12 protein-coding genes are annotated in these 22,894 nt (G+C 72.5%); 4 read left to right on the top strand and 8 right to left on the bottom strand.

The genetic code is table 11. The features are described 5' to 3' along the window. The first annotated feature begins 372 nt into the window (after nucleotides 1–372). Both ACVCAG_RS33105 and ACVCAG_RS33100 read left to right on the top strand, forming a co-directional pair. A complete protein-coding gene (locus tag ACVCAG_RS33105) occupies nucleotides 373–6,975 on the top strand; it encodes an amino acid adenylation domain-containing protein (RefSeq protein WP_447191054.1) in 6,603 nt (2,200 codons plus the stop codon). A gap of 95 nt (nucleotides 6,976–7,070) precedes the next feature. Next, complete coding sequence (locus tag ACVCAG_RS33100) at nucleotides 7,071–7,436, top strand: phosphopantetheine-binding protein (protein WP_447191053.1); 366 nt, start codon at nucleotides 7,071–7,073, stop codon at nucleotides 7,434–7,436. Nucleotides 7,437–7,520: 84 nt separating this feature from the next. On the opposite strand, the gene ACVCAG_RS33095 is transcribed toward ACVCAG_RS33100, so the two are convergent. Beyond that, nucleotides 7,521–8,345, bottom strand: coding sequence for an MBL fold metallo-hydrolase (locus tag ACVCAG_RS33095; RefSeq protein WP_440087171.1), 825 nt, complete (start codon nucleotides 8,343–8,345; stop codon nucleotides 7,521–7,523). A gap of 50 nt (nucleotides 8,346–8,395) precedes the next feature. Further along, the gene (locus tag ACVCAG_RS33090) at nucleotides 8,396–9,277 is read right to left on the bottom strand and encodes a LysR substrate-binding domain-containing protein (RefSeq protein WP_440087172.1); all 882 of its coding nucleotides are present in this window, start codon (nucleotides 9,275–9,277) and stop codon (nucleotides 8,396–8,398) included. Nucleotides 9,278–9,401: 124 nt separating this feature from the next. Between ACVCAG_RS33090 and ACVCAG_RS33085 the strand changes: the two genes are divergently transcribed. Then, nucleotides 9,402–10,106: a hypothetical protein gene (locus ACVCAG_RS33085; RefSeq protein ID WP_447191052.1), complete on the top strand. Its 705-nt coding sequence runs from the start codon at nucleotides 9,402–9,404 to the stop codon at nucleotides 10,104–10,106. Nucleotides 10,107–10,223: 117 nt separating this feature from the next. Here ACVCAG_RS33085 and ACVCAG_RS33080 read toward each other — a convergent pair whose 3' ends face one another. Continuing rightward, a complete protein-coding gene (locus ACVCAG_RS33080) occupies nucleotides 10,224–11,117 on the bottom strand; it encodes a serine/threonine-protein kinase (RefSeq protein WP_362849110.1) in 894 nt (297 codons plus the stop codon). 25 nt (nucleotides 11,118–11,142) lie between these two features. Further along, nucleotides 11,143–13,107, bottom strand: coding sequence for an N-6 DNA methylase (locus ACVCAG_RS33075; RefSeq protein ID WP_440087176.1), 1,965 nt, complete (start codon nucleotides 13,105–13,107; stop codon nucleotides 11,143–11,145). 84 nt (nucleotides 13,108–13,191) lie between these two features. On the opposite strand from ACVCAG_RS33075, the gene ACVCAG_RS33070 reads away from it, so the two are divergent. Then, nucleotides 13,192–13,995 carry a PP2C family protein-serine/threonine phosphatase gene (locus ACVCAG_RS33070; RefSeq protein WP_362679730.1) on the top strand — a complete coding sequence of 268 codons (804 nt, stop codon included), beginning with the start codon at nucleotides 13,192–13,194 and terminating at the stop codon, nucleotides 13,993–13,995. Nucleotides 13,996–14,148: 153 nt separating this feature from the next. Here the strand turns inward: ACVCAG_RS33070 and ACVCAG_RS33065 are convergent, their stop codons facing one another. The 4 genes from ACVCAG_RS33065 to ACVCAG_RS33050 form a co-directional block, all read right to left on the bottom strand. Next, nucleotides 14,149–14,979, bottom strand: a complete 831-nt coding sequence (locus tag ACVCAG_RS33065; RefSeq protein WP_440087177.1) for a phosphoribosylaminoimidazolesuccinocarboxamide synthase — start codon at nucleotides 14,977–14,979, stop codon at nucleotides 14,149–14,151. 228 nt (nucleotides 14,980–15,207) lie between these two features. After that, nucleotides 15,208–15,570: a DUF488 domain-containing protein gene (locus ACVCAG_RS33060; protein WP_440087178.1), complete on the bottom strand. Its 363-nt coding sequence runs from the start codon at nucleotides 15,568–15,570 to the stop codon at nucleotides 15,208–15,210. Between the two features lie 153 nt (nucleotides 15,571–15,723). Beyond that, nucleotides 15,724–20,739 carry a DNA repair ATPase gene (locus ACVCAG_RS33055; RefSeq protein ID WP_447191051.1) on the bottom strand — a complete coding sequence of 1,672 codons (5,016 nt, stop codon included), beginning with the start codon at nucleotides 20,737–20,739 and terminating at the stop codon, nucleotides 15,724–15,726. Next, entirely contained in the window at nucleotides 20,736–22,886 is a 2,151-nt protein-coding gene (locus tag ACVCAG_RS33050) for a flotillin family protein (RefSeq protein WP_440087180.1), read from the bottom strand. Before ACVCAG_RS33050 ends, ACVCAG_RS33055 begins: the two co-directional genes overlap by 4 nt. Between the last annotated feature and the right edge of the window lie 8 nt (nucleotides 22,887–22,894).

Below are 22,894 nucleotides of genomic sequence, written 5' to 3'. Positions count from 1 at the left end.
GGTCCGGCGCGATTCCGCGAGCCGCGCGACCCGCCCGTGAAGCCGCTCGCCCACAATGATCAGACACTCCCGGCGGCGGCGCGGTCAACCTCCCGCCCCCGCCTTCACGGCGTGGGCACCGGCAACTAGTGTCAGGCGACATGATGTCAGCGGTACGCCCGGCGGCGGCGCGGACGGTCCGGAGCGAAGTCAGCGCCTTCGCCGAAGGCGGCACCGATATCCGGCGCTGAATGTCTGCTCCTTGCGGATTTATGTTTTTATCTGACAGTCTTTTGTCGTGATTATGAGGGATCTCCTTTCGGGCTCGCGATCTGCCAGCAGGGAGGCCGTCATGAGAACGGTTCCCGCGCCTCTCCGGCGGGAGGTCTAGGGATGGACATGCTCGCGCGGGACGGGATCACACCCCGGCCCGATGGCATCCGCGAGCTGCCGCTCTCGTACGGCCAGGAGCGCATGTGGTTCCTCGACCGGCTGGAAGGGGCCGGAGGCGGCGGCGCCCACAACGTCTTCATCGCCGAACGGCTCCGGGGACCGCTCGACCCGGACGCCCTGGAGCGGGCGCTCGCCGAGATCGTGGCGAGGCACGAGATCCTGCGGACCCGCTTCCCGAGCAGGGACGGCGCTCCCGTCCAGGTCGTCGACGAGCCACACCCGGCCGGCGACCGGCCGTACCTGAAATTGCTGGACCTGTCGGATCTTCCCGAGACGGAACGTGAGGCGCGGACCACGCGGCTCGTCCGGGAGCAGATCGAGCGGCGGTTCGACCTGGCGGGCGAGCCGCCGCTCCGGGCGGGCCTGTTGCGCCTGTCCGAGCGGGAGCACGCGATCTACGTCGTGTTCCACCACATCGCCGTGGACGGCTGGTCGATCGGCGTGTTCGCGCGCGAGCTGGCCACGCTTTACGGAGCGTTCCTGGCCGGTGAACGGCCGTTGTGGGAGCCGCTGCCGATCCAGTACGCGGACTTCGCGCTGTGGCAGCGCGAGCGTCCGGACGACCTGGCGGACGAGCAACTCGGCCACTGGCGGCGGAGGCTGGCCGACCCGCCGACGCTGGAGCTCCCGACGGACCGGCCGCGTCCCCCGGTCAGGACCTCCGAGGGCGGCTGCGCCCTGCTCCTGCTCCCCGCCGAGCTGGCCGACGCCGTCGACGGGCTCGCCCGGCGCACCCGCACCACGCCGTTCATGGTGCTGCTCGCCGTGTACCTGGTCCTGCTGTCGCGCCGCTCCGGCCAGGAGGACATCTGCGTCGGCACGCCGATCGCCGGACGGGACAGGGACGAGCTGGAGCCGCTCATCGGGCTCTTCCTCAACACGCTGGTGATCCGCGGGGACCTGTCGGGCGACCCGACCTTCGGGGAACTGCTCGTCAGGGTCCGCCGCGCGGCCCTGCAGGCGTACACCAACGCGGCCCTGCCCTTCGACCGGCTGGTGAGCGAGCTGAACGTCCCCAGGGACCTCAGCCGCACGCCCCTCTTCCAGGCCCAGCTCGTCCTGCACGACTATCAGGGCACCGCCCTCACCCTGCCCGGCGTCACCGCGGAGGCGGTCGACCTGGGCGACGCACGGTCGGCGAAGTTCGACCTGTCGCTGGAGTTCGGGCGGCGGGACGGCGACCTCGAACTCTCCCTCGTCTACAGCACCGCCCTGTTCGACCACGCCACGGCCGAGCGGATGGCGGCGCACGTCGCGGCCATGCTGCGCAGGGCCGTCGAGGACCCCGGCACGCGGCTGTCGGAGCTCGGTCTCCCCCCGGAGGCCGAACGCGAACTGGCCCTCACCGTGTGGAACGACACCGCCGCCCCGCGCCCGGAGGCCACCCTCCACGACCTGGTCGCGGGTGAGCCCGGGACGGTCGCGGCCACGTGCGGCGGGCGGAGCCTGACGTACGCGGAACTGGAGACGAGCGTCAACCGGCTGGCCAACCGGCTGCGGCGCGAGGGCGTGCGGCCCGGCGCCGTCGTGGCCGTGTGCGCCACCCGCTCGCTGGAGACGCTGGTCGCGCTGCTGGCCGTGATGAGGGCGGGCGGCGCCTACCTGCCCCTCGACCCGGACTACCCCGCCGAGCGCCTCGCCTTCGTGCTGCGCGACTCGGGCGCGGAACTGCTCCTCACCGAGGAGCGCGTGCGCGGACGGCTTCCCGAGGACGCCTGGAGCGGCGGGAGCGGCGGGAGTACAGCCCGGGTCCTGTTCATCGAGGACCCCCTGGTGTTCGCCGGTGAGCCCGGCACGCCCCCCGTGCCGCTCGCGACGCCGGACGACCTCGCGTACGTGATCTACACGTCGGGCTCGACGGGCCGCCCCAAGGGGGTCGCGATCGAGCACCGCGCCGTGGTCAACCTGCTGCTGGCCATGCGGGACCTGCTCGGCGCCGGTCCCGGTCACGTCTGGCTGGCGCTCACCTCCCTGTCGTTCGACATCTCCGTGCTGGAGTTCTTCCTCCCGCTGGTCACCGGCGGCCGGGTGGTCGTCGCGGGAGGCGCGGAGGCGTCGGACGCGCTCGCGCTGGTGAGGCTCGCCGCCGCGCACGGCGTGACGCACGTCCAGGCCACGCCGTCGGGCTGGCGGGCGCTCCTCGACGCGGGATTCGACGGGCCGAGGGTGACCGCCCTGACCGGGGGCGAGGCGCTGCCGCCCGCCCTCGCCCGCGCGCTGCGAGGGCGCGTGCGAGCGATGTGGAACGTGTACGGGCCCACCGAGACGACGATCTGGTCCACCTACGAGCCGGTGCCCGCCGAGCCCGGGACGGTGGCGATCGGCAGGCCGCTGGCCAACACCCGTGTCCACGTGCTCGACGACAGGCTCGACCCGGTGCCCCTCGGGGTGGTCGGCGAGCTGTTCATCGCGGGGACGGGGCTGGCGCGGGGCTACCTGAAGCGGCCGGGCCTGACCGCGGAGCGCTTCCTGCCCGACCCGTTCGGCCCGCCGGGGTCGCGTCTGTACCGGACCGGCGACCGGGTGAGATGGCTGGCGGACGGGCGGCTGGAGTTCCTCGGCCGGGCCGACGGCCAGGTGAAACTGCGAGGCCACCGTATCGAGCTGGGCGAGATCGAGGCCGTCCTGGAGACCCACCCCGAGGTCTCCCGCGCGGTCGCCGCGATCGTCGACGACACCCTGGTGGCGTACGTGGTCGGGGTCCCACCCGCCGCCGGAGAGGACCGTGCCGCAGAAGCCGGAGCAGGAGCCCAGGCCGGAACCGGAGCGGGAACCGGAGCCGCGGCCGGAGGCGTCGAGGTCACCGGTGAGGTGGACCTCGCGAGGCTCCGGGAGCACGTCGCGCGGTCGCTGCCCGCGATCATGGTGCCCGCGGTCGTGGTGCCGCTGCCCGCGCTGCCCCTCACCCCGAACGGCAAGGTCGACCGCAAGGCGCTCCCCGCGCCCGGCAGGCCGTCCGCCGGGCACGGCCGCCCGCCGGAGACCCCCCTGGAACGGCGGGTGGCCGGGATCTTCGCCGAGGTGCTGGGCGTGGCCGCCGACCGGCTCGGCGCCGACGACGACTTCTTCGGCCTGGGCGGGCACTCGCTGCTCGCGGTCAAGGTCACCGCGCGGATCGCGGCGCTGCTCGACGTGGAGGTTCCCGTCAGGGAGCTGTTCGGCCGGCCGACGGTCGCCGGGTTCGCCGAGGTCGTCGGCAGCGCCGTGTCCGGCCCCGCGGACGACCACGACGGTCGTGCCGTCCCGTTGCGTCCGCGCCCCGAGGGCGCGCCGCTCGCGCTCTCGCCCGCGCAGGAGCGGCTCTGGCTCCTGCACCGGCTCGATCCGGACGACGCGGCGTACAACATGTTCAACGTCTGGCGCCTGCGCGGCGATCTCGACACCGCCGCGCTGGAACACGCTCTCCGGGACCTGGCGGCGCGGCACGAGACCCTGCGCACCCGCTACCCGGAGGTGGACGGCGGGCCGGTCGCGATCACCGACCCCGCGACCGGTCCGCTGATCGAGCACATCGACCTCTCCGGCGGGGAACCGGCGGGGGGAGAGCGGCTCGCGGGAGGGGCCGGCCCCGGAACCGCCGGAGGAGAGACCGCAGGAGAGAGCGGCGGGGAACTCGCGGAGAGGGAGCGGGAGGCGCGGCGGCTGGTCGCGGAGCGGACCAACGCCCCCTTCGACCTCACGGGACCGCCCCCGTTCCGGGTCAGCCTGCTGCGCCTGGCCGAGCACGACCACGTGCTCTGCCTCGTCCTCCACCACATCGCGGGCGACGGCTGGTCGCTCAACGTCCTGGCCGACGACCTGGCCGCCCTGTACGCCGCGCACCGGAACGGGACGGAACCCGGTCTCGCCGAGCCGCCGGTGACGTACGGGGACATCGCGTTCTGGCAGCGGAGCCGCGACGACGGGGCGGCGTTCGGCTACTGGCGCGAGCGGCTCGCCGACCTTCCCGTGCTGGAGCTGCCGCTCGACCACCCCCGCCCGCCGATCTCCTCCCACACCGGGGGGTTCCACTCCTTCCGCCTGCCCGCCGATCTCGCCGCGCGGCTGGAGGAGGTGGCCCAGGAGTGCGGGGCGACCCTCTTCATGGTGCTGCTCGCCGCGTACCAGGTGCTGCTGGCCCGCCACACCGGCCAGGACGACATCATGGTCGGCTCCTCCTACGCGGGGAGGGACCGCGTCGAGCTGGAGCCGGTCGTCGGCTATCTCGCCAGCACCCTGGTCCTGCGGGGTGACCTGTCGGGAGACCCCTCCTTCACCGACCTCGTGGGCCGTACGCGGAAGATCGTGCTGGAGGCGATGGCGCACCAGGAGGTGCCGTTCGAGAGGCTCGCGACGGAGCTGGAGGTGGAGCGCGGCCTGAGCCGTACGCCGCTCTTCCGGACCATGGCCATCCTGCACAGCCAGGACGACGGCACCAGGGACTCCCTCGCCGACCTGGACCTGGAGTTCTTCGACGCCGGATACCGGCAGGCCAAGTTCGACCTCATGCTGGAGATGTGGCGGGACGACGACGGGCTCTTCCTGGTGCTCGGCTACGACGCCGAGCTGTTCGAGGCCGAGACCGCCGCCCGCCTCGCGGGCCGGTTCGGCGTCCTGTGCCGCGCGATCGCCGCCGACCCCCGCCGGGCCCTCTCCGCGCTGCCGCTGCGCACCGACGAGGACGACGCCCGGCTGCGCGTCCACGAGGAGGCGACGGCCCTCCTCCCCGGTCCTCTCGTGCCGGACCTCGTCCGGGAGGCGACCGTCCTGCACGCGGACGCGACGGCGGTGGGCTGCGGCGACGAGACGCTGACCTACGCGGGCCTGGAGCGCCGCGTCGCCGCGCTGGCCGCGCTGCTCCGGCGCCGCGGTGTCGTACGGGAGACGGTCGTCGCGGTCGTGGCGGACCGGTCGATCGACGTCGTCGCGGCGATGCTCGCCGTGTGGCGTGCCGGTGGCGCCTACCTGCCCGTCGACCCCGAACTCCCGGAGGAACGGGTGGGGACGCTCCTGTCCGGCAGCGGAGCCGCCCTCCTGGTGACGGCCCGCCGCCTCGGCGGCCCGCCGCCGGGGGACGTCCCGGTGCTGGTCCTGGACGATCTGGAGCACGAGAGGCCCGAGGAGACCGCGCATCGCGTCGACGGGGACGACGCCGCGTACGTCATCTACACCTCGGGGTCCACCGGGCAGCCCAAGGGCGTGGTGGTGGAGCACCGGGCCCTGGCCGACCGGGTGGCCTGGATGAGGGAGGCGTACGGGCTGGGGCCGGGAGACCGGGTGGTCCAGTTCGCCGCGCTCGGCTTCGACGCGCACGCCGAGGAGATCTACCCCGCGCTGGCCTCGGGAGCGGCCCTCGAACTCCTGCCGGGCGGCGCGGTCACCCTTCCCGAGGTCCTCGCCGGACCCCGGGGGCGCGAGGTGACCGTGCTGGACCTGCCGACCGCCTACTGGCACCGGCTGGTCGACCAGATCGACGACGTGGCCTGGCCGGAACGGCTGCGGCTGGTCATCCTCGGTGGCGAGCAGGTGCACGCCGGAGCCGTGGCCCGCTGGCGGGAGCGGTTCGGCGACCGGGTGCGGCTGGTCAACACCTACGGGCCCACCGAGGCCACGATCATCGCCACCGCGGCCGATCTCGGCTCCGCCGACACCGAGGGACGCCCTCCGATCGGGCGGCCGATCGGCGGCACCCGGGCGGTCGTCGTCGACCCCCGCGACCCCCGTGTACCGCCCGGCGCCTCCGGAGCGCCTCCGCGCCGCACGCCGTCCGAGCTTCCGCACCGCGCGCCGCCCGGCGCCCCGGGGGAACTGCTCCTCGGCGGCGCGGGACTCGCCAGGGGATACCTCGGCCGTCCGGACCTGACCGCCGGGCGTTTCCTCGACGACCCGGAGCTGGGGCGGCTCTACCGCACCGGAGATCTGGTCCGGTGGCGCGCGGACGGCCTGCTGGAGTTCCTGGGCCGCGTCGACGACCAGATGAAGGTCCGCGGGTTCAGGATCGAGCCCGCCGAGATCGAGGGACGTCTCCTCGCCCACCCCGGCGTGCGGCAGGCGGCGGTGACCGCCCGCGAGGACAGGCTGGTCGCCTACGTCGCGGGCCCCGCCGACCCGGCGGAGCTCCGGCGCGACCTCGCCGCGGCGCTCCCGCCGTACATGGTTCCCGACGTCTGGGTGACCCTGGACGAGCTGCCGGTGACCACCGGAGGGAAGATCGACCGTCGCGCGCTGCCCGCGCCCGGCTTCGACCTCGACGAGGACCGGCCCTTCGTGGAGCCGAGGAACGACGCGGAGATCCTCGTGGCGGGCGTCTGGCAGGAGGTGCTGGGTGTCGGCAAGGTCGGCGCGCTCGACGACTTCTTCGCGCTGGGCGGTCACTCCCTGCTCGTCGTGCGGGTCGGTTCCCGCCTGCGCACGGCCGCCGGGATCGACGTTCCCGTCCGCGAGCTCTTCAGGAACCGCACGGTGGCCGATCTCGCGGTCGTGGTGGAGCGGATCCTGATGGAGGAGCTGTCCGCGCTGACGGACGAGGAGGTCGCCCGGATGCTCGGCACGGACGGTTCCTGAACACGCTCACCCCTTCCCCGTGACGACCGGCGGGCCGGGGGAGAACCCGGCACCCTCCCGGGACCGGAACCCGGGTTTCCCACTGGAGGTATCGAATGAGTCACCCAGACGTCGCCGGTCCGGCGGGTCCGGTCGAACCGGTGGAGCCCGCCGGGCAGACCGCGCCGGCCGAGCGGGCCGGGGGAACGACGGGGACGGGCGTCCCCCCTTCCGGGGACTCCCTCCGGACGTGGCTGGCCGGAGCGCTGTCCACGGCGTGTGACGGGGAACCCTCCGCCCAGGAGATCCTCGATTCCGACAGCTCGTTCGTCGCCATGGGGATCACCTCCATCGCCACGATCCGCCTGGTCGACGCCATCGAGGCGGAGCTGGACATCATGATCGACTTTGGCGGTGACACCTGGTTCCTCCAGGATCTGAACGCCCTCACCGCCTACCTGACCGACCTCACCCGCTCCTGAGGGGACCGCCGGACACCGGCCCGGCACCGCGCCGGGCCCGCCCCGCCCGCGTGCTCTTCCGCGGCCGACGCGACCCGGCCGCCGTCAGGGGCGACCCGCGCGGCCGAGGGCGATCCTGGTCGTCTCCTCGGGGTACGGCGACCGGCGTACGGCGTCGGCGGGGGACAGGAGACCCGCGCTCACCCGCTCGCAGAGACGGGCCAGAGCGGAGATCTCCGCGTGCTGGGCGACGACGAACGCGCGGCCGGCCGGGTCGCCGTGACCGGGAACGACGACCGCGCCACCGGGGCCGGGACCCCCGTCGAGCAGGTCGAGCAGCCCGGCGACCGTGGCGGGCCATTCGAGGGGGTAGGCGTCCTCGTAGGCGGGCGGCGCGCCGTTCTCCACGAGGTCCCCGGCGAAGATCACCCCGGCGTCCGGCACGTGGACGACCATGTCGTTGCCGGAGTGACCGCGGCCGAGGTGGGCCAGGACGACCGGGCGGCCCCCGACGACCAGCCGGGCCCGGTCGGTCACGAGGTGGTCCGGCGGCACGATCTCGGTCCTCGCGATGTCGCCGGCGATGTCCGGGCGTCCCAGATCCCGGTAGTACCGTGCCCACTCGTCCCTGGCCCGGCCGCCGTTCTCGACCAGGTCGGCGCGGCAGCTCTCGTGTGCCCAGACGGGGCGGCCGAGGAACGGCCGGGTGCCGAAGCTGTGGTCGAAGTGCGAGTGGGTGATCGCCACCGTCCACGGGTCGCGGGTGATCCGTCTCACCTCCGCGAGCAGCTCCGCCCCCTGCCGCTCGTCCCCCCGCGTGTCGACCACCAGGCAGCCGCCGTCGCCCATGACCAGCCCCACCGACAGGTCCAGCTCGGCGTACCGCCGCACGAGCACCCGGTCCGCCACCTCGACCCATCGACCTTCCACGGGCCGTATTCTCCCCGATCGCCGGAACCGGCCGGTGAACGACCTCCGGCTCACCGCCCGGGGGGACCGGCCTCCAGGATGGCCTCGGCCAGGGCGGCGATCAGGGGGGAGCGCCGGGTGCTGTCCCAGGCCAGCACGACCGTGCCCAGCGGGGCGTCGGCGACCGGAACGTAGGTGACGTGGGGCCGCGGGAACAAGGAGATGATCGCGGGAGGGAGGAACACCACACCGCGCCCCGCCCGGACGTACTCCACGATCTCCTCGATGTCGTGCACGGCGGGCCCGGAGCGGGGCCGGGTCCCGTCGGGGCGTGGGTCGATTCTCCAGAAGGCGTTCCACGCCGGGTCGGCGTCGGCGTAGTGCAGGACGGGCTCGTCGGCGACGTCGTCGATGCTCAGCGAGGTCTTGCCCGCCAGAGGGTGGTCGGCGGGCAGCACGACGGTGAACGGCTCGGTGTACAGGAACATCGTGCTCAGTCCCTCGGAGACCAAGGGAAGCCGGACGAAGCCGACATCGACGCGGCCGTCGAGCAGAGCCTCGCTGCGGTTCTTCATGTGCAGGCGTTTGAGGTGGATGATCACGTCGGGGTGGCGCTCGGTGAAGCACCGCAGGGCCGGGGCGGTGTCTATGCCGAGCATGAACCCGACGGTCAGGTGGCGCCCGTCCTCGCCGGCGCGGCGCGCCCTGTCCCGGGCCGCGCGGCTGGCGGCGAGCAGCCGCCCCGCGTCGTGCAGGAGCTGCTCGCCCGCGGGAGTGAGGGTGACCTCCCGGCTGGTACGGACGAAGAGGTCGGCGCCCACGTCATGTTCTAGTTGTCTGATCTGCCGGGAGAGCGCGGGTTGTGTGATGTGCAGTGCTTCGGCCGCCCGGCCGAAATGCAGCCGTTCCGCCACCGCGATGAAGTAGCGAAGCTTGCGGAGATCAAGATCCATTCGAGCACCACCCCCGCCCTGATCGCGTTCGCCGATGTCCGGAGGGCATCGATGACGTCAGAACAAGCCTTGGACTTATGGCGAAATCTGATGAAAGATTGGTCCAGACGGTATGAGCGGCCCGATGACCAGCCAAAAAGCCGTCAGGCCTGACCTGTGCCACCTCATTCTCATCGAGTCTGTCGTGCGCGCCGGCGCCGCCGCGGCGAACGCCCCGCCGCCGCCGATCGAGTTCGATGCTCGCGAGACCGGCCTGGTCGAGGTCATCGGGGTCGTCGCAGGTGGGATCTGGTCGTCCGGCCTCGGTTCACTGCTCGGCCCTTACCCCTTCGCCCGCTGCCCAACCGCCCCCGGCCGCGAGACCACGGAGGCGGTCACCGCCTCCGATCAGGGTGCCGACCGGCCGGAACATGGTTTCCGCGCGGCTCCGCGGACACCGCGACCATGCGGTCGGAATCATCAAGATCGCGTCAAGAAAGGGATGTTCGTGAAGAAGGGAAATTCCGCTCGGGCGATCGCGCTCGCCGGTACGAGTGTCACGCTGTGGTTCGGCCTGGGCGTGCTGGGCGCGTCAGGGTGCGCGGCCGTGACCGGTGACGACGCCATGCGGGAATCGACGTCGATCACGGTGGGCAACTGCGACTTCCCGACCTCCGTCCGCCCTGGCAGCGTGTACGTCACAAGCTTCAGCAACTGTTACCTCTGCCTGTACGAAGAGGTCAGCGCGCACGCCAGATACCCCTGGCGCGACTACTACTGCACCTACGACCCCGGCAGCGGCCTGAACGAACTGCATTACGTACCGAAAATGCCGGTAAAGGGAGCTTGAGACGTTGGAACAGAGCACCACGGGAACGCCGGCCGCCGCTCGGCGCCCTCGGCGGGAAAACGCGGGCGAGGACCTGTTCCCGGCCCGCCCGGCGGTGCCACAGGGGCCGCGAACCCGTCAGCCCAGGACCCGGCCGACCATCCGCGCGTACATCCGTCCCGGGCTCGGCACCGACGACGGGTGCAGGAAGCCGGGAAGCATCGGCAGGTCCACCGCGAAGGGCTGCAGCCGCTCGTAGAGGACGTCGGCGCCCGAGGGACGGTTGTCGGGATCCTTCTCCAGCAGGTCGGCGACGAGGCGGTTCAGCTCGTCCGGGACGCCGGGCACCTCCGGCGGGCGTTCCTTCACCTGGCGCTCGAACACGGCGTATTCGGTGGGGCCGGTAAACAGCTGGCGGCCCGTCAGCATCTCGTGGATCACACACCCGAGGGCGTAGAGGTCGCTGCGGGGGCCGGACAGGCCGCGCTGGATCTGCTCGGGCGCCATGTACGACGGGGTGCCGAGGATCTGGCCCACCCGGGTGAACTGGGTCGAACCGGACTCGCGGAGCACGGCCAGGCCGAAGTCGAGGACCTTCACGCTCCCGTCGGGGCAGAGCATCAGGTTGGTCGGCTTCAGATCGCGATGGTAGATGGACAGCGCGTGGGCGGCCGTCAGCACCGCGCAGGCCTGCGCGGCGATCGCCGCCGCCCACGGCACCGGGAGCGGGCCGTGCTCGCTGACCACGTCGGCCACGGTGACGCCCTCGATGAACTGCATCACCTGGAACAGCCGCTGGTCGAAGGTGCCGAAGTCGTACAGGACCGGAGCGCCGGGGTGTTCCAGCCTGGCCAGGATGCGGGCCTCGCGCAGGAAACGCCGCTTCAGCTCCTCGTCGGGGCCGGTGAGGAACTTCAGGAACTTGACGGCCACCCTGCGGTCGAGATGCTTGTCGTGGCCGCCGTAGACGGCCCCCATGCCCCCCTGGCCGAGGGGAAGGTCGTCGAGCACGTATCGGTCGCCGATGACCATCGACCCTCCCCTGGACCTGCGGGCGTCACGCCCCTTGGTCGCACGGCCGGAGATGGCCGTCGACCAGTCCGTCAAAGCCTAGCCGGAGCAGCGTTTCCCCCAGCGTCCGCGTTTCGCGCAGTCTGTCCTCCAGGTCGAACAGCTCGCGGAAGACCGTACCGTACATCCGCTGGTCGGACAGGGGCAGCATGGGCACCCGCGCCCGTCGCACGTCGAGGCGGCTGGAACTGGGATGGATCCTCGCCGCGTCGGCCGAGCGCAGGAACCCGGCCAGGAATCCGGAGTCGAGCCGCTGCGGGTCGACCCGGTAGAGCGTGAGCTGCGGGCCGAGCGCCGCGCCACTGTGGGTGATCACCCTGACCGCGCCCAGCGCGGTGGTCACCACGTCGCCCGGCCTGATCATGACCAGGGCCGGGTCGAGGGTGGTGCGGCCCGAGGGCGGCACGCCCGCCGCGGTGTCGTCGGCGGTCAGCACCGGAAGCGGGCCCTCGTCCGCGGACATCCTCGCCGGCGCCTGCAGGATCGTGATCAGCCCGGCCTTGGCCAGCTCGCCGACCGTGGTGGTCGGCAGGTCCTGCCGCTCGGCGAGCGGCTGGAGGGCGGGAGTGGCGTCCGGCAGCAGGGCCGAGGTCTCCTTGAACCTGGTCAGGGCGTCGGTGAAGTCGCGCAGGAAGTCGAGGCCGCCGTGCTGGGGGCGGTGCCTGGACGGGGCGAGGTCGACCTCGTCGTCGAGCAGGTCGATGATGCGCACCGTCCGGCTCTCCCCGGACAGCTCGGCCTCCGGGTCCTCCACGTACGCGCGCCAGGCGGGCTCCACGATCGACAGGTCCTCGGCGGCGTCCACCACCAGCAGCTGCGACGGCGGACGCCCGCCGTCGGGCCTGCGGAGCATCCACAGGTCGGGGCCGCCGGGCGCCAGCGTCACCACGGCCCGCAGCGCCCCCGTCCTGAGCAGGTTGCCGCGGATCCGCTTGCCGGGACGGCGGCTGGCGGCGGCGGTGGGCATCAGGATCGCCACCAGGCCGCCCGGCCTCACCCGGGCCAGGCAGTGCTGCACCCAGGCCAGCTCCGACTCCCCGCGCGGCGGCAACCCGTACTCCCAGCGCGGGTCGCCGGCGAGCTCCTCGTGTCCCCAGACCCGCTCGTTGAACGGCGGGTCGCAGACCACGGCGTCGGCGGGCTCACCGGCCAGGCGGTCCTCGCGCAGGGAGTCACCGGCGACGATCCGCGCCTCGGCCCCGCGCAGCAGCAGGCGTACGGCGGTGAGCAGCGCGTTCGTCTCGTTGATCTCCTGCCCCATCAGGACGGCCCCGCGTCCCGCCCGGACGCTCGTCCCCCCGCCCGCCGAGGCGCCGCCCCGACCGGCCAGGGAGTCCGCGCCCAGCAGCAGTGTCCCGACGCCGCACGCGGGATCGAGGACGACGCCCCCGTTCCCGGCCGCCAGCCGGACCATGAGCGCGGCCACGTCGTCCCTGGTGACCGGGAGCTGGCGGGAGTGGGCCTCGGCGTAGCGCCCGAACAGGAACTCGAAGACCTCCAGGGGGCCGCGCTCGGCGGCCAGCTCGGCGACCAGCCGGACGAGGGCCAGGTCGTCCAGGCGGAGATCGGCGGAGCCGGGGAGATCCGTCGTCACCTCGGCCACGCGGGTGAGAGACTTCGTGCCATGATCACGCCAGGCGGTGGGCTCGCGGCGCAGGAACAGCAGGAACGCGCCGACCTTGGCCACCAGCTCGCCCAGCCTGAGATCGTCGACCGAGGTGCGCATCCGCTGCCAGACCAGGTCGCCGAGCGAGACCTCGAAGGACTTGCCGTTCGCGCGCAACCACACGGCGATCTCGGGCAGGGAGAACAGCGGGCTGGAGGCGGTGCCGCCCACCGGCTGGGGAAAGTCCTCATGGCGGCGGCGCCAGTTGCTCACCGCTGCCCTGCCGACCCCGGCGAGCCGGGCGATGTCGCCCGCGTTCACGGTGATCTCCTGGCTCTCCTCCATGGTGGGCCACAGTAGTTGACTGTGCCGCAACGGTCTACAACGACTTTGCTTGTGAAGTGCTTCAACCAATGATTTACTGCCCTCATGGCACTGAACCAACCACTTGCACTGCGCTACGCGGCCCGCTCGGACGTGGGTGTCCGCCGTGAGGCGAACGAGGACTCGGGCTACGCGAGCGCCCGCCTGCTTGCCATAGCCGACGGCATGGGTGGTCATGCGGGTGGAGAGGTCGCCAGCTCACTTGCCGTCACCGCCATGGCGAAGCTGGACGACACTCTGCCCGCCGGCGGTGTCGACCTGCTCGCCGCGCTCAAGGGCGCCGCCAGGGACGTGAACCACACGCTGCGCGACATGAGCGAGCAGGACCCCACGCTGCGCGGCATGGGCACCACCTTGACCGCCATGCTCTGGGACGGCGCCACCTTCGCCCTGGCCCACGTCGGGGACTCCCGGGCCTACATGTTGCGTGACGGCGCCCTTTACCAGATCACCCACGACCACACCCTGGTCCAGTCATTGGTGGACGAGGGGCGGATCACCCCGGAGCAGGCCGCCGAGCACCCGCGCCGGTCGATGGTGCTGCGGGTCCTCGAAGGCACCGGTGACGGCGAGCTGGACCTGTCGCTGCGCGAGGCCTATCCCGAGGACCGCTACCTGCTCTGCTCCGACGGCCTGACCGCCGTGGTCGGTCCCGAGACCCTGTTCAACACGCTGACCGAGATCTCCGACCCCGACGAGGCCGCCCGCTGGCTCATCGACCTGGCCAACCGGGGAGGCGGCCCCGACAACATCACCTGCGTCGTGGCCGACTTCGGGACGCCCACCGACGCGGCTCCGGCGGGCCCGACCATCGTGGGCGCCGCGGTCGAGCGGAGGCTCTCCCTCTGACCCTCTGACCCTCTGGCCCGCGGGCCCGATCCCCGGGTCCCGGGTTCCAGGGCTCCGGCTCTCCCGGCCTGGCGGGACCCGAGAGCCGGCCCCCGTCGGCGGACCTCCTCGTCGGCGGGCATCCTCGCCGGGCGGGCTACGAGCCTTGGGAACTCACCAGGTCTTGCCGGTGATGCGCTCGTACGCCTCGATGTAGCGCGCCCGGGTGACCTCCACGATCTCGGCGGGCACCTCCGGGGCGGGTTCCCGCTTGTCCCAGCCCGTGCCGGTGGCCCAGTCGCGCACGTACTGCTTGTCGAAGGAGAACTGCGGGCGGCCGGGCTCCCACTGGTCGGCGGGCCAGAAGCGGGAGGAGTCGGAGGTCAGCACCTCGTCGCCGAGCACGAGCGTGCCGTCGGCGGCCCGGCCCAGCTCGATCTTGGTGTCGGCGATGATGACGCCCCGCTCCGCGGCGAGCTCGGAGCCGCGCCGGTAGACCTCCAGCGTGATCCGCCTGAACTCCTCGGCGGCCTCCGCGCCCTCCCGGGAGACGACGTCCTCGAAGGAGATGGGCTCGTCGTGCTGCCCGAGCGGCGCCTTGGTGCTCGGGGTGAAGATCGGCTCGGGGAGTTTGGAGCCGTCGACCAGTCCGGGCGGCAGCGGCACGCCCGAGACCGACCCGTGCGCCCGGTACTCCTTCAGCCCGCTGCCGGTCAGGTAACCGCGCGCGATGCACTCGACCTGCACCATCTCCAGCCTCCGGCACCGCACCGCACGCCCCTCGAACTCGGCGGGCACGTCGGTCGCCGAGATCACGTGGTTGGGCACGATGTCGGCGAGCTGCTCGAACCACCACAGCGACAGCCGCGTGAGGATCTTCCCCTTGTCGGGGATCGGGGTGGGCAGGATCACGTCGTACACCGACACCCGGTCGGACGCCACGAGGACGATGTCCCCGCGATCCTCGTAGACGTCGCGGACCTTCCCGGAATGAAGAAGCTTCACTGCGTTCCTTGCTCTCGCTCGACCCGGCGGCCGTCTGCGGGCCGCCGGTCGCTGACCGACACCTGCTCACCGTATTCGACACCCGGCGACGCCCCGCGCCCGCCCTGCCGGACGACCGGCCCCGCCCCCGCCCATGTGCCGGGCCCGACCGGGACGAGAACGACGGCGGGGCCGTCGAGGACCGCGGCCGCCCTCACCTCCGCAGGCCGGTGAGGACCACGACATCACTCATCTTCGCAGCAGGTCGGCGAGGACCACGGCCTCGCTGATGTCGGCCTGCCTGGTCGCGGTCAGGAGCGTCACCGTCCGGCTCCTCGCCAGCTCCCGCAGGTGCTCCAGCGCGGCGGCCCGCTCGGGATCCTCGAGTTCGGCCCGGTAGCGGCGGCCGAACTCCTCGAACCGGGCCGGATCGTGGCCGTACCACGTGCGCAGCTCGGTCGAGGGCGCCACCGCCTTGCACCACTCCTCCAGGTGCGCCTTCTCCTTGGACAGCCCGCGCGGCCAGATCCGGTCGACCAGCACCCGGGCGCCGTCCCGGGGCTCCGGCTCCTCGTAGACCCGGCGCACCCGTACCTCTGGTTCGGCAGCCATACGGTGACCGTTCCCCGGCGACCGGCGACGGCAGCCACAGGTAGTGGCAAATGTCGGTGTGCGACGGGTCGAGGCCGGTGCATGGCCGGGGTGAGCTCGCCCGGGGCCGGGGTGCCCGCCTCGCGGATCTCGGCGGTGGCCCGGCCCCGGGCCTCACGGTTCGGGGGACAGGCGGTCGGCGGCGTGTTCGATGGCGGTGCTCACCCGGTCGGCCAGCAGGCCGACCGCGCCGACCGCGCGGGTCATCGGGTCGTCCTCGGCGCCGCCGAGGGCCTGGGCGCGAAGGTAGGCGGCCTTCACCTCGGCCCACCGCGCGGCCTGTACGGGGGTCATGGTGCCGCGCAGCTCGGCCAGTTTGAGCAGGTTGGCCTCCGCGCCCGAGGTGAGGGTCTGGGCCTCGCCGAGGTAGTGGTCGTCGATCACGGCCTCCAGCTCGGCGTCGTTCATCACCGGGACGACCCGGGCCGCGAGCTTGTTCATGTTCCGGTACGAGCCCTGGAGCTGGAACGGCGGCTCGGTCCGCGACGCGTCCGCCTGGGCGGCCGAGGCGATGTAGGCCTGGTTGTTGGCCAGCACCACCCGCTGGATCCGCAGCAGCTTGCGCAGTACCGCGAGGACCTGTTCCAGCTCCACCGAGGAGTACGGGTGGGAGAGCTGGTCGGCCCGGACCCCCGAGTCGCCGCGCGCCAGCCGCACCAGGAGGCGGATGTCGCCCCGGTCGCGGGTGGAGAGCGGCGACAGGACGGGGTTGGAGGTGAGCGCGTTGTCGATGTAGCTCAGCGCGAACAGCTCGTCGCGCCCCGACAGCACGTCGCCCAGGTTCCACACGTCGGCGCGGTTGGCGAGCATGTCGGGGATGCGGAAGCGCTTGCCCGCCTCGGTGTACGGGTTGCCCGCCATGCAGACCGCGAAGCGCTTGCCCCGCAGGTCGTAGGTGCGGGTCCTCCCCTCCCAGACGCCCTCCATCCGGCGCTGGCCGTCGCACAGGGAGATGAACTTCTGCAGCAGCTCGGGGGAGGTGTGCTGGATGTCGTCCAGGTAGAGCAGGACGTTGTTGCCCATCTCCAGCGCGAAGGAGATCTTCTCGATCTCCTGCCGCGCCGTCGCGTCGGGCGCCTGCGCCGGGTCCACCGAGGTCACCAGGTGGCCCAGGGCCGGGCCGTTGACCTTGACGAAGATCAGCCCGAGCCGGTTGGCCACGTACTCCATGAGGGTGGTCTTGCCGTAGCCCGGCGGGGAGATGAGCAGCAGCATGCCCATCTGGTCGGTCCGCTTGGCGTCTCCCGCCGCGCCGAGCTGCTTGGCCAGGTTGTCGCCGATCAGCGGCAGGTAGACCTCGTCGAGCAGCTGGTTGCGGACGAAGGCGGTCATCACCTTCGGCTGGAACTCCTCCAGCCTCAGCCGCTCGCGCTCGGCCGCGACCAGCTCGTTGCGCCGCCGCTGGTAGGCGCGGTAGGCGGGGACGCGGTGGTCGCGGAAGTGCCGGGTCCTGGCGAGGAACTCGTCCAGGCGCAGCTCCATCGCGCGCCCGGAGACGCGGGGGTGCGCGCCGAGCAGCCCCTCGACCGTGGCGGTCAGCGCCGCCGAGGAGTCGTGCCGCGGCACCTCGCACAGCAGTACGGCCACCGCCTCCACCAGCTCCGCCGATCCGGCCCCCGTCCCCGTACCCGTGCCCGGTTCCCGGCCGGAGCGCGGAGCCGAGACGTCGAAGGCGGAGAGCCACGCCTCGGCCAGGCGGTGGCGTGCGGCGAGGTCGTCGCCGAGCGCCCGCAGGTCGTCCTCGAACTCCGCGCGCGCGGGCCCCAGCGCCCGGTCGAACCGGTCGAGCAGCGACCGCGCCCCCGCGCTCGTCACGAACCCGAACGGCTTGCCCGGCAGCTCCTCGAAGAGATACTCCCCGGCCAGCTCGAAGACGCCCGTGTCTCCCGCGTCTCCCGTGTCGCCGTGCAGGCCCCGACTGAAGGACGCGATCGCGGAGCCGAGGGCGGCGCGGGTCTCCTCCACCGCCTCCACCCTGCCGAACAGGGTCCGTGCCCGTACGAGCGACGTCGCCCGGGTGGTCCACGCCGCCCGGGCGGCCTCGTCGGCGCCGAAGGTCCAGAAGAGCTGGGCGGCGGCCCTCGCGGCGGGCGGGTAGCGCAGCAGTCCCGCGCCCGCGTACAGGCGGAGCGCGGCCTGGAGGATCGCGGTGGCGTCGTGGTCGTGGACACCCCGCTCGTAGCCCTCGTCGTACCTGGTCTCCGCCACCCGGCGGACGATCTCCAGCAACTCCCCGCCGGTCACCGCGGCCTCGTGCAGCGCGTCCAGGGAGACCGGGGCCCCGCCGGTGTCGGGGGACGACGGCGTTCCGGCCTCGGCGGCGGCCAGGATCGAGGCGGCCAGGTGCTCGCCCCGGTAGACCTCAGGCGACTCCGAGACCGTCAGCTGGTTCCAGAACGGCCGGGTGTCCTCGAAGGCCGCGTCGCGCACCGGGGAGCGGTAGTCGGTCCCGGTGACGGCGAACGCCATCCGGTCCTCGTGCGGGACCAGGGTGAGGTCGGCCGGCTGGGTGTTGACCGCGAACAGGTGGCGGCCGAGCCGGATGGTCTCCCCGCCGTCGGTGTAGAGGTCGAGCCGGTCGCGCAGGGCGCGGCCCGCCTCCTGGCGGGCGGACTTGATCCGGCCCTCGAGCTCCTCCGCGCGCACCTGGTCGCCCAGCGCGCGCAGCTCCCCGGCCACGCCCCTCAGCTTGAGCACCATCGGGTCGGACCCGAAGTAGGTGTTGACCTCGTCCAGCGACGCCAGCCCGGCCACCCGCCGCCGCACGCTCGACAGGATCCGCGTGGCGGAGTCGGCGAGCCGGTCGGCGCGGCGGGCCCGCTCGTCGAGCAGCGCCTGGCGGCGCGAGGAGAACGCCTCGTAGACGTCCTCCCGTTTGGCGGCCAGCTGCCCCAGGAAGTCGTCGAACCCGGCGAAGCGCGACTCCAGGTTCTCCAGCTGGAGCATCAGGCGGCCCAGCTGCTCGTCGCAGCGCTCGGGGGTGCCGGACATCGCCAGCGCCCCGGTGATCGCCTGCCCCAGCAGGGCGTACTCGGCCGCGAAGGCCGCCCGCCCCTCACCGGCCAGCAGCTCCCCGCGCCGGGCCTCCAGCGTGGCGCGGGCGCGGTTGACCCCGCCGAGCACCTCGCCGACCCGTTCCAGGATGGCGGTCCGCACGGTGGCGTCGGCGATGTCGAGCGTGCCGACCACCTCGACCACGATCTCCAGGCCCCGGGCCTGCCGCTCCAGCCGCTCGCCGATCGGCCCGGCCTCGGCCACGGTCGCGATGGCGCCCGCGTCGGAGACCAGCCGCTCGACCTCCGCGTGGTATCCGGCGAAGGCGTCGTCGCCCCGCAGGAATCCCGCCGCGCGCTGCGCGGTGCTGTCCAGCTCGGCCGCCAGCTCCGCGTCGAGCGCGTCGATCCTGGCCGTGTCGACGTGGCGCAGCTCGCGCAGGGTCACCAGGTGTCCCTGCGACCGCCGCAGCTCCGACAGCCGGTCGACCCAGCCCTGCGCCGACCTGGGCGCCTCGCCGCGCGCGTGCCGTACGAGCGCGGTGACCTCGGCGGCGGCGCTCTTCAGCGCCTCGGCGGCCTGCCGGGTGAGCGACTGGACCTTCTCGAACTCGTCCAGCACCTGCTCGGCGGTGGCCCGCAGGTCGGCGAGCGGGCCGCGCAGCCGGTGCTCGCCCAGCCAGTGGTAGTGGTCGAAGACCCGGGCGCAGGAGGCGATCAGCGCCTCGAAGACCGGGACGGACGGCGCCATCTCCTCGACCATCCGCGCCACCGACAGGCAGTCGGAGATGCCCCGTACCAGCTCCGCGTTGCCGATCCGCTCCAGCGGCCCGGTGCCGACCGGACGTCCGGCGGCGTAGAGGTCCGACTGGTAGGCCGTCTGCCAGACCTGCATGGGGTGGACGCGGGTGGGCTCGTCGGAGGTGGCCCTGAAGACGACCAGCGTGCCGTCGTCGAACAGCGAGTACCCGTGGCAGGACAGCGGCGTCTCCACCTGCTTGCGGATCACGTTGTACGGCAGCAGCAGCGACCGCCCCTCGGCGCGGGCGTGGAAGACGTACAGCACGTCCTCGCCGTTGGGGGAGCGGATGACCCGCTCGAACTCCAGCTCGGACACGTCGGTGTCGAACGTCTTGCTGACCCCGGTGGACAGGTGGTAGCCGCCGGGGAAGATGATCCCCTGGTCCTCGGGCAGGCGCTGGCAGGCCTGCCCGATGCCGTCGAGGCGGACCACGCCCTTGGTCCGGGTGTTGAACACCAGGTGCCGCCACTCGGGCTCCTTGTACGGCCGCACCCGCAGCAGGATCAGCGGGCCGATCCTGGCGTGGTGGACCTCCGCGTCGGCGAGGCTCTGCAGCGGCTCCGCGACGGGCTCGCGGTAGACGCCCTCCCCGGTCTCGGTGTTGTTCTCGATCTTGATGGTGAGGTCGCCGCCGACGGTCTCGACGAACACCTCGCCCTCGATCGAGATGTGCGGGTGGCGGCCCATGACGTGATCGTCGCGGGTGGCCGGGATCCACTCGAAGTCGTGCGACGGCGGGAACGTGTGGTCGCGCTCCCCCCGGTCGTCGATGTAGGAGAGCGTGCCGTCCGCCTCGACCTGCCAGCGCAGCACGCGGGTGTCCTGCGGGCCGGTCTGGAAGACGGCCAGCATCTTGCCCTCGACACGGCGGAGCTGGAGCAGCCGGGTCTCCCGGTAGTACCGGTAGAGCTCGGCGAAGTCCCGCTCGAAGCGCGGGTCGCGGAACATCGGCGCGGGGTCGAACCGGAACGCGTTCCCGCCGTTCCCGCCCTCCCCGCCGTCCCGGACGAACGTGTGCACGGAGAAGACGTCCTCGACGGTCGTCTCCGGCTTCATCCCGATGAACACGTTGTAGCCGAAGAGCATGAGCCCGCCGACCGACACGATGTCGCGCGGCACGCAGTTGTTCTCGGTGCGTATCCGCTCGGTGCCGACCAGGCGCAGCTCGGTCCCGCCGAACACCGCCAGGCGCTCGGCGTTGAGCGCGTCGGACTGCCGGGCCAGCTCGGCGGCCTGCTCGGCCAGCCGGGCGCGGAGCACCTCGTAGGTGCCCGCGTCCAGCCCCGCCCCCTCGCCGGGGGCGCCGGTGACGGCCTCCGCCGTGGAGGACGTCACTGCTTGGCGGAACCGGCGGAGTTACCGGCGGAGTTGCCGGAGCCGGCGCCCCCGGCGAGCGCGGCGACGGGGACCTCGGTCGTGGTGGCCGCCTGGGCCTCGCCCAGCAGGCCGCGCAGCCTGTCCGCGTCGGGACCGCCTTCCTTGATCATTTTCATCAGCAGCGCGGACAACGAGAGGTTGCGCACGTCGGCGGTGTCGATCGAGCCGAGGGCCCTGCCCAGGTCGGCGGGGAGGCTCGCCGAGCCGTCCAGGTACGGCCCGGCCAGCGTGCGGGCGACGTCGGAGTTCTCCACGAAGCCGTCCACGGCCTTGCCCATGCTGATCGAGCTCATCAGCCGGTCGAAGAACACGGTGTCGCCGCCGACGATGTCGATGTTGGCCTTGGACAGTCCGGCCGACACCACGGAGGCCTGCGCCTCGGCGATCTTGAGCTGGACGTTCACCCCGGCGAGGCGGATCTCCTTCTCGGCCTCCAGCCGCAGGCGGTACTCCTCGTGGGCGCGGGTCGCGTCGGTGAGCGCGGCCATCGCCGCGGCCTTCTCGGTGAGACCCTCGGCCTCGGCCTTGAGCTTCTCACCGACCGTCGCGGCGGCGGCCAGCGCCATGGCCTGCTCGCCCTCCGCCTCGGCCTTGAGCTTCTCGCGCACCGCGGTGGCCACGGCGTGGGCCCTGGCCTGCTCGCCCTCGGCGACCGCCAGCGCCTTCTCCCGCTCGACGGTGGCCTCGGCGCGGCCGACCTTCTCGATCGCCGCGGCGTCCCGCTCGCGTACCTGCACCTCGGCCAGGCCGACGGCGGCCATCTCGGCCTGCACGCCCTCGGCCATGCGGATCTTGGCGCGGGCGTCGAGCTCGGCCGCCTGCTGCCGCGACTCGGCCAGCACCAGCGCCTCGCGCGCCCGGTGCTTGGACGCGGCCTCGGAGGCCTCGGCCGCCTTGATGTCCTTGACCAGGCTCTCCTGCGCCTCGGCCTCGGCCTGGATGATCACGGCCTGGCGGGTCCGCTCGGCCTCCTCGACCACGCGCAGGCGCTTGATGCTCTCCTCCTGCTCGGCGACCGTCTTCTCCACCACGATCCGCTCGCGGATCACCTCGGCGATCGAGCGCTTCTCGCCCTCCAGCTCCTTGTCCTTGGAGATGCGCGACAGCTCGGTCTCGCGCTCGCGGGCGATGACCTCCAGCAGCCGGTCCTTCTCGATCCGCTCGGTCTCGATGGCGAGGACCCGCTCGCGGTTCTTCGCCGCCACCGCGATCTCGCGGGCCTGGTTCTCCTGCTGGACGCCGAGCTGCTCGTCGGTACGCAGGTGGGCGGCGTGCGCCTTGAGCCGCTCCTCGGCCTGGACCTTGGCGGTCTCCGCCTCCTCGCGGGCGCGCATGGTCTCGACCTCGCGCTTCTGCTTGGTCTCCGCGTCGGCCTGGCGGCGCTCCAGCTCCAGGATGGCCTCCCGCGCGTCCACGTTCTGGCGGGTGATCTCCTTCTCCTCGCGCCGCTGGAACTCGTTGGTCCGCACGTGCTCGATGGCGGTCAGCTCGGTGATCTTCCTGATGCCCTGCGCGTCGAGGATGTTGTTCTTGTCCAGGGAGAGCAGCGAGGTCTGCTCCAGGTAGTCGATGGCCGCGTCCTCGAGGCTGTAGCCGTTGAGGTCGGTGCCGATGACCTGGATGATCTGGTCGCGGAACTGGTCGCGCTGGGTGTAGAGGTCCACGAAGTCGAGCTGCTTGCCGACCGTCTTGAGCGCCTCGGAGAACTTGGCGTTGAACAGTTCCTGCAGCGTCTCCTGGTCGCTCGCCCGCGCGGTGCCGATGGCCTGGGCGACCTTCACCACGTCCTCGACGGTCTTGTTGACCCGGACGAAGAAGGTGATGCGGATGTCGGCGCGGATGTTGTCGCGGCAGATCAGGCCCTCACGGCCGGTACGCGCGATCTCGATGGTCTTCACCGAGATGTCCATCAGCTCGGCCTTGTTGAAGACGGGCAGCACGACGGCCCCGGTGAAGGTGACGTCAACCTTGTTGATCTTCGAGATGATCAGGGCCTTGCCCTGCTCCACCTTGTGGAACAGCCGGCTGATCATGAAGAGCACGGCGATGACGACGAGGAGGACGACGGCGAGGAGAATGCCGAGCCCGGTGGAGATGACGTCCAATGTGGTCC

It is taken from the genome of Streptosporangium sp. G12 (assembly GCF_052983175.1).
This window is presented reverse-complemented; position numbering and strand designations above follow the sequence as displayed.

Coding starts and splice junctions, on each gene's coding strand:
- ACVCAG_RS33060 (WP_440087178.1), bottom strand. CDS start 15,570: ATGGCTGCCGAACCAGAGGTACGGGTGCGCCGGGTCTACGAGGAGCCG.
- ACVCAG_RS33075 (WP_440087176.1), bottom strand. CDS start 13,107: ATGGAGGAGAGCCAGGAGATCACCGTGAACGCGGGCGACATCGCCCGG.
- ACVCAG_RS33105 (WP_447191054.1), top strand. CDS start 373: ATGGACATGCTCGCGCGGGACGGGATCACACCCCGGCCCGATGGCATC.
- ACVCAG_RS33085 (WP_447191052.1), top strand. CDS start 9,402: ATGACCAGCCAAAAAGCCGTCAGGCCTGACCTGTGCCACCTCATTCTC.
- ACVCAG_RS33080 (WP_362849110.1), bottom strand. CDS start 11,117: ATGGTCATCGGCGACCGATACGTGCTCGACGACCTTCCCCTCGGCCAG.
- ACVCAG_RS33070 (WP_362679730.1), top strand. CDS start 13,192: ATGGCACTGAACCAACCACTTGCACTGCGCTACGCGGCCCGCTCGGAC.
- ACVCAG_RS33090 (WP_440087172.1), bottom strand. CDS start 9,277: ATGGATCTTGATCTCCGCAAGCTTCGCTACTTCATCGCGGTGGCGGAA.
- ACVCAG_RS33100 (WP_447191053.1), top strand. CDS start 7,071: ATGAGTCACCCAGACGTCGCCGGTCCGGCGGGTCCGGTCGAACCGGTG.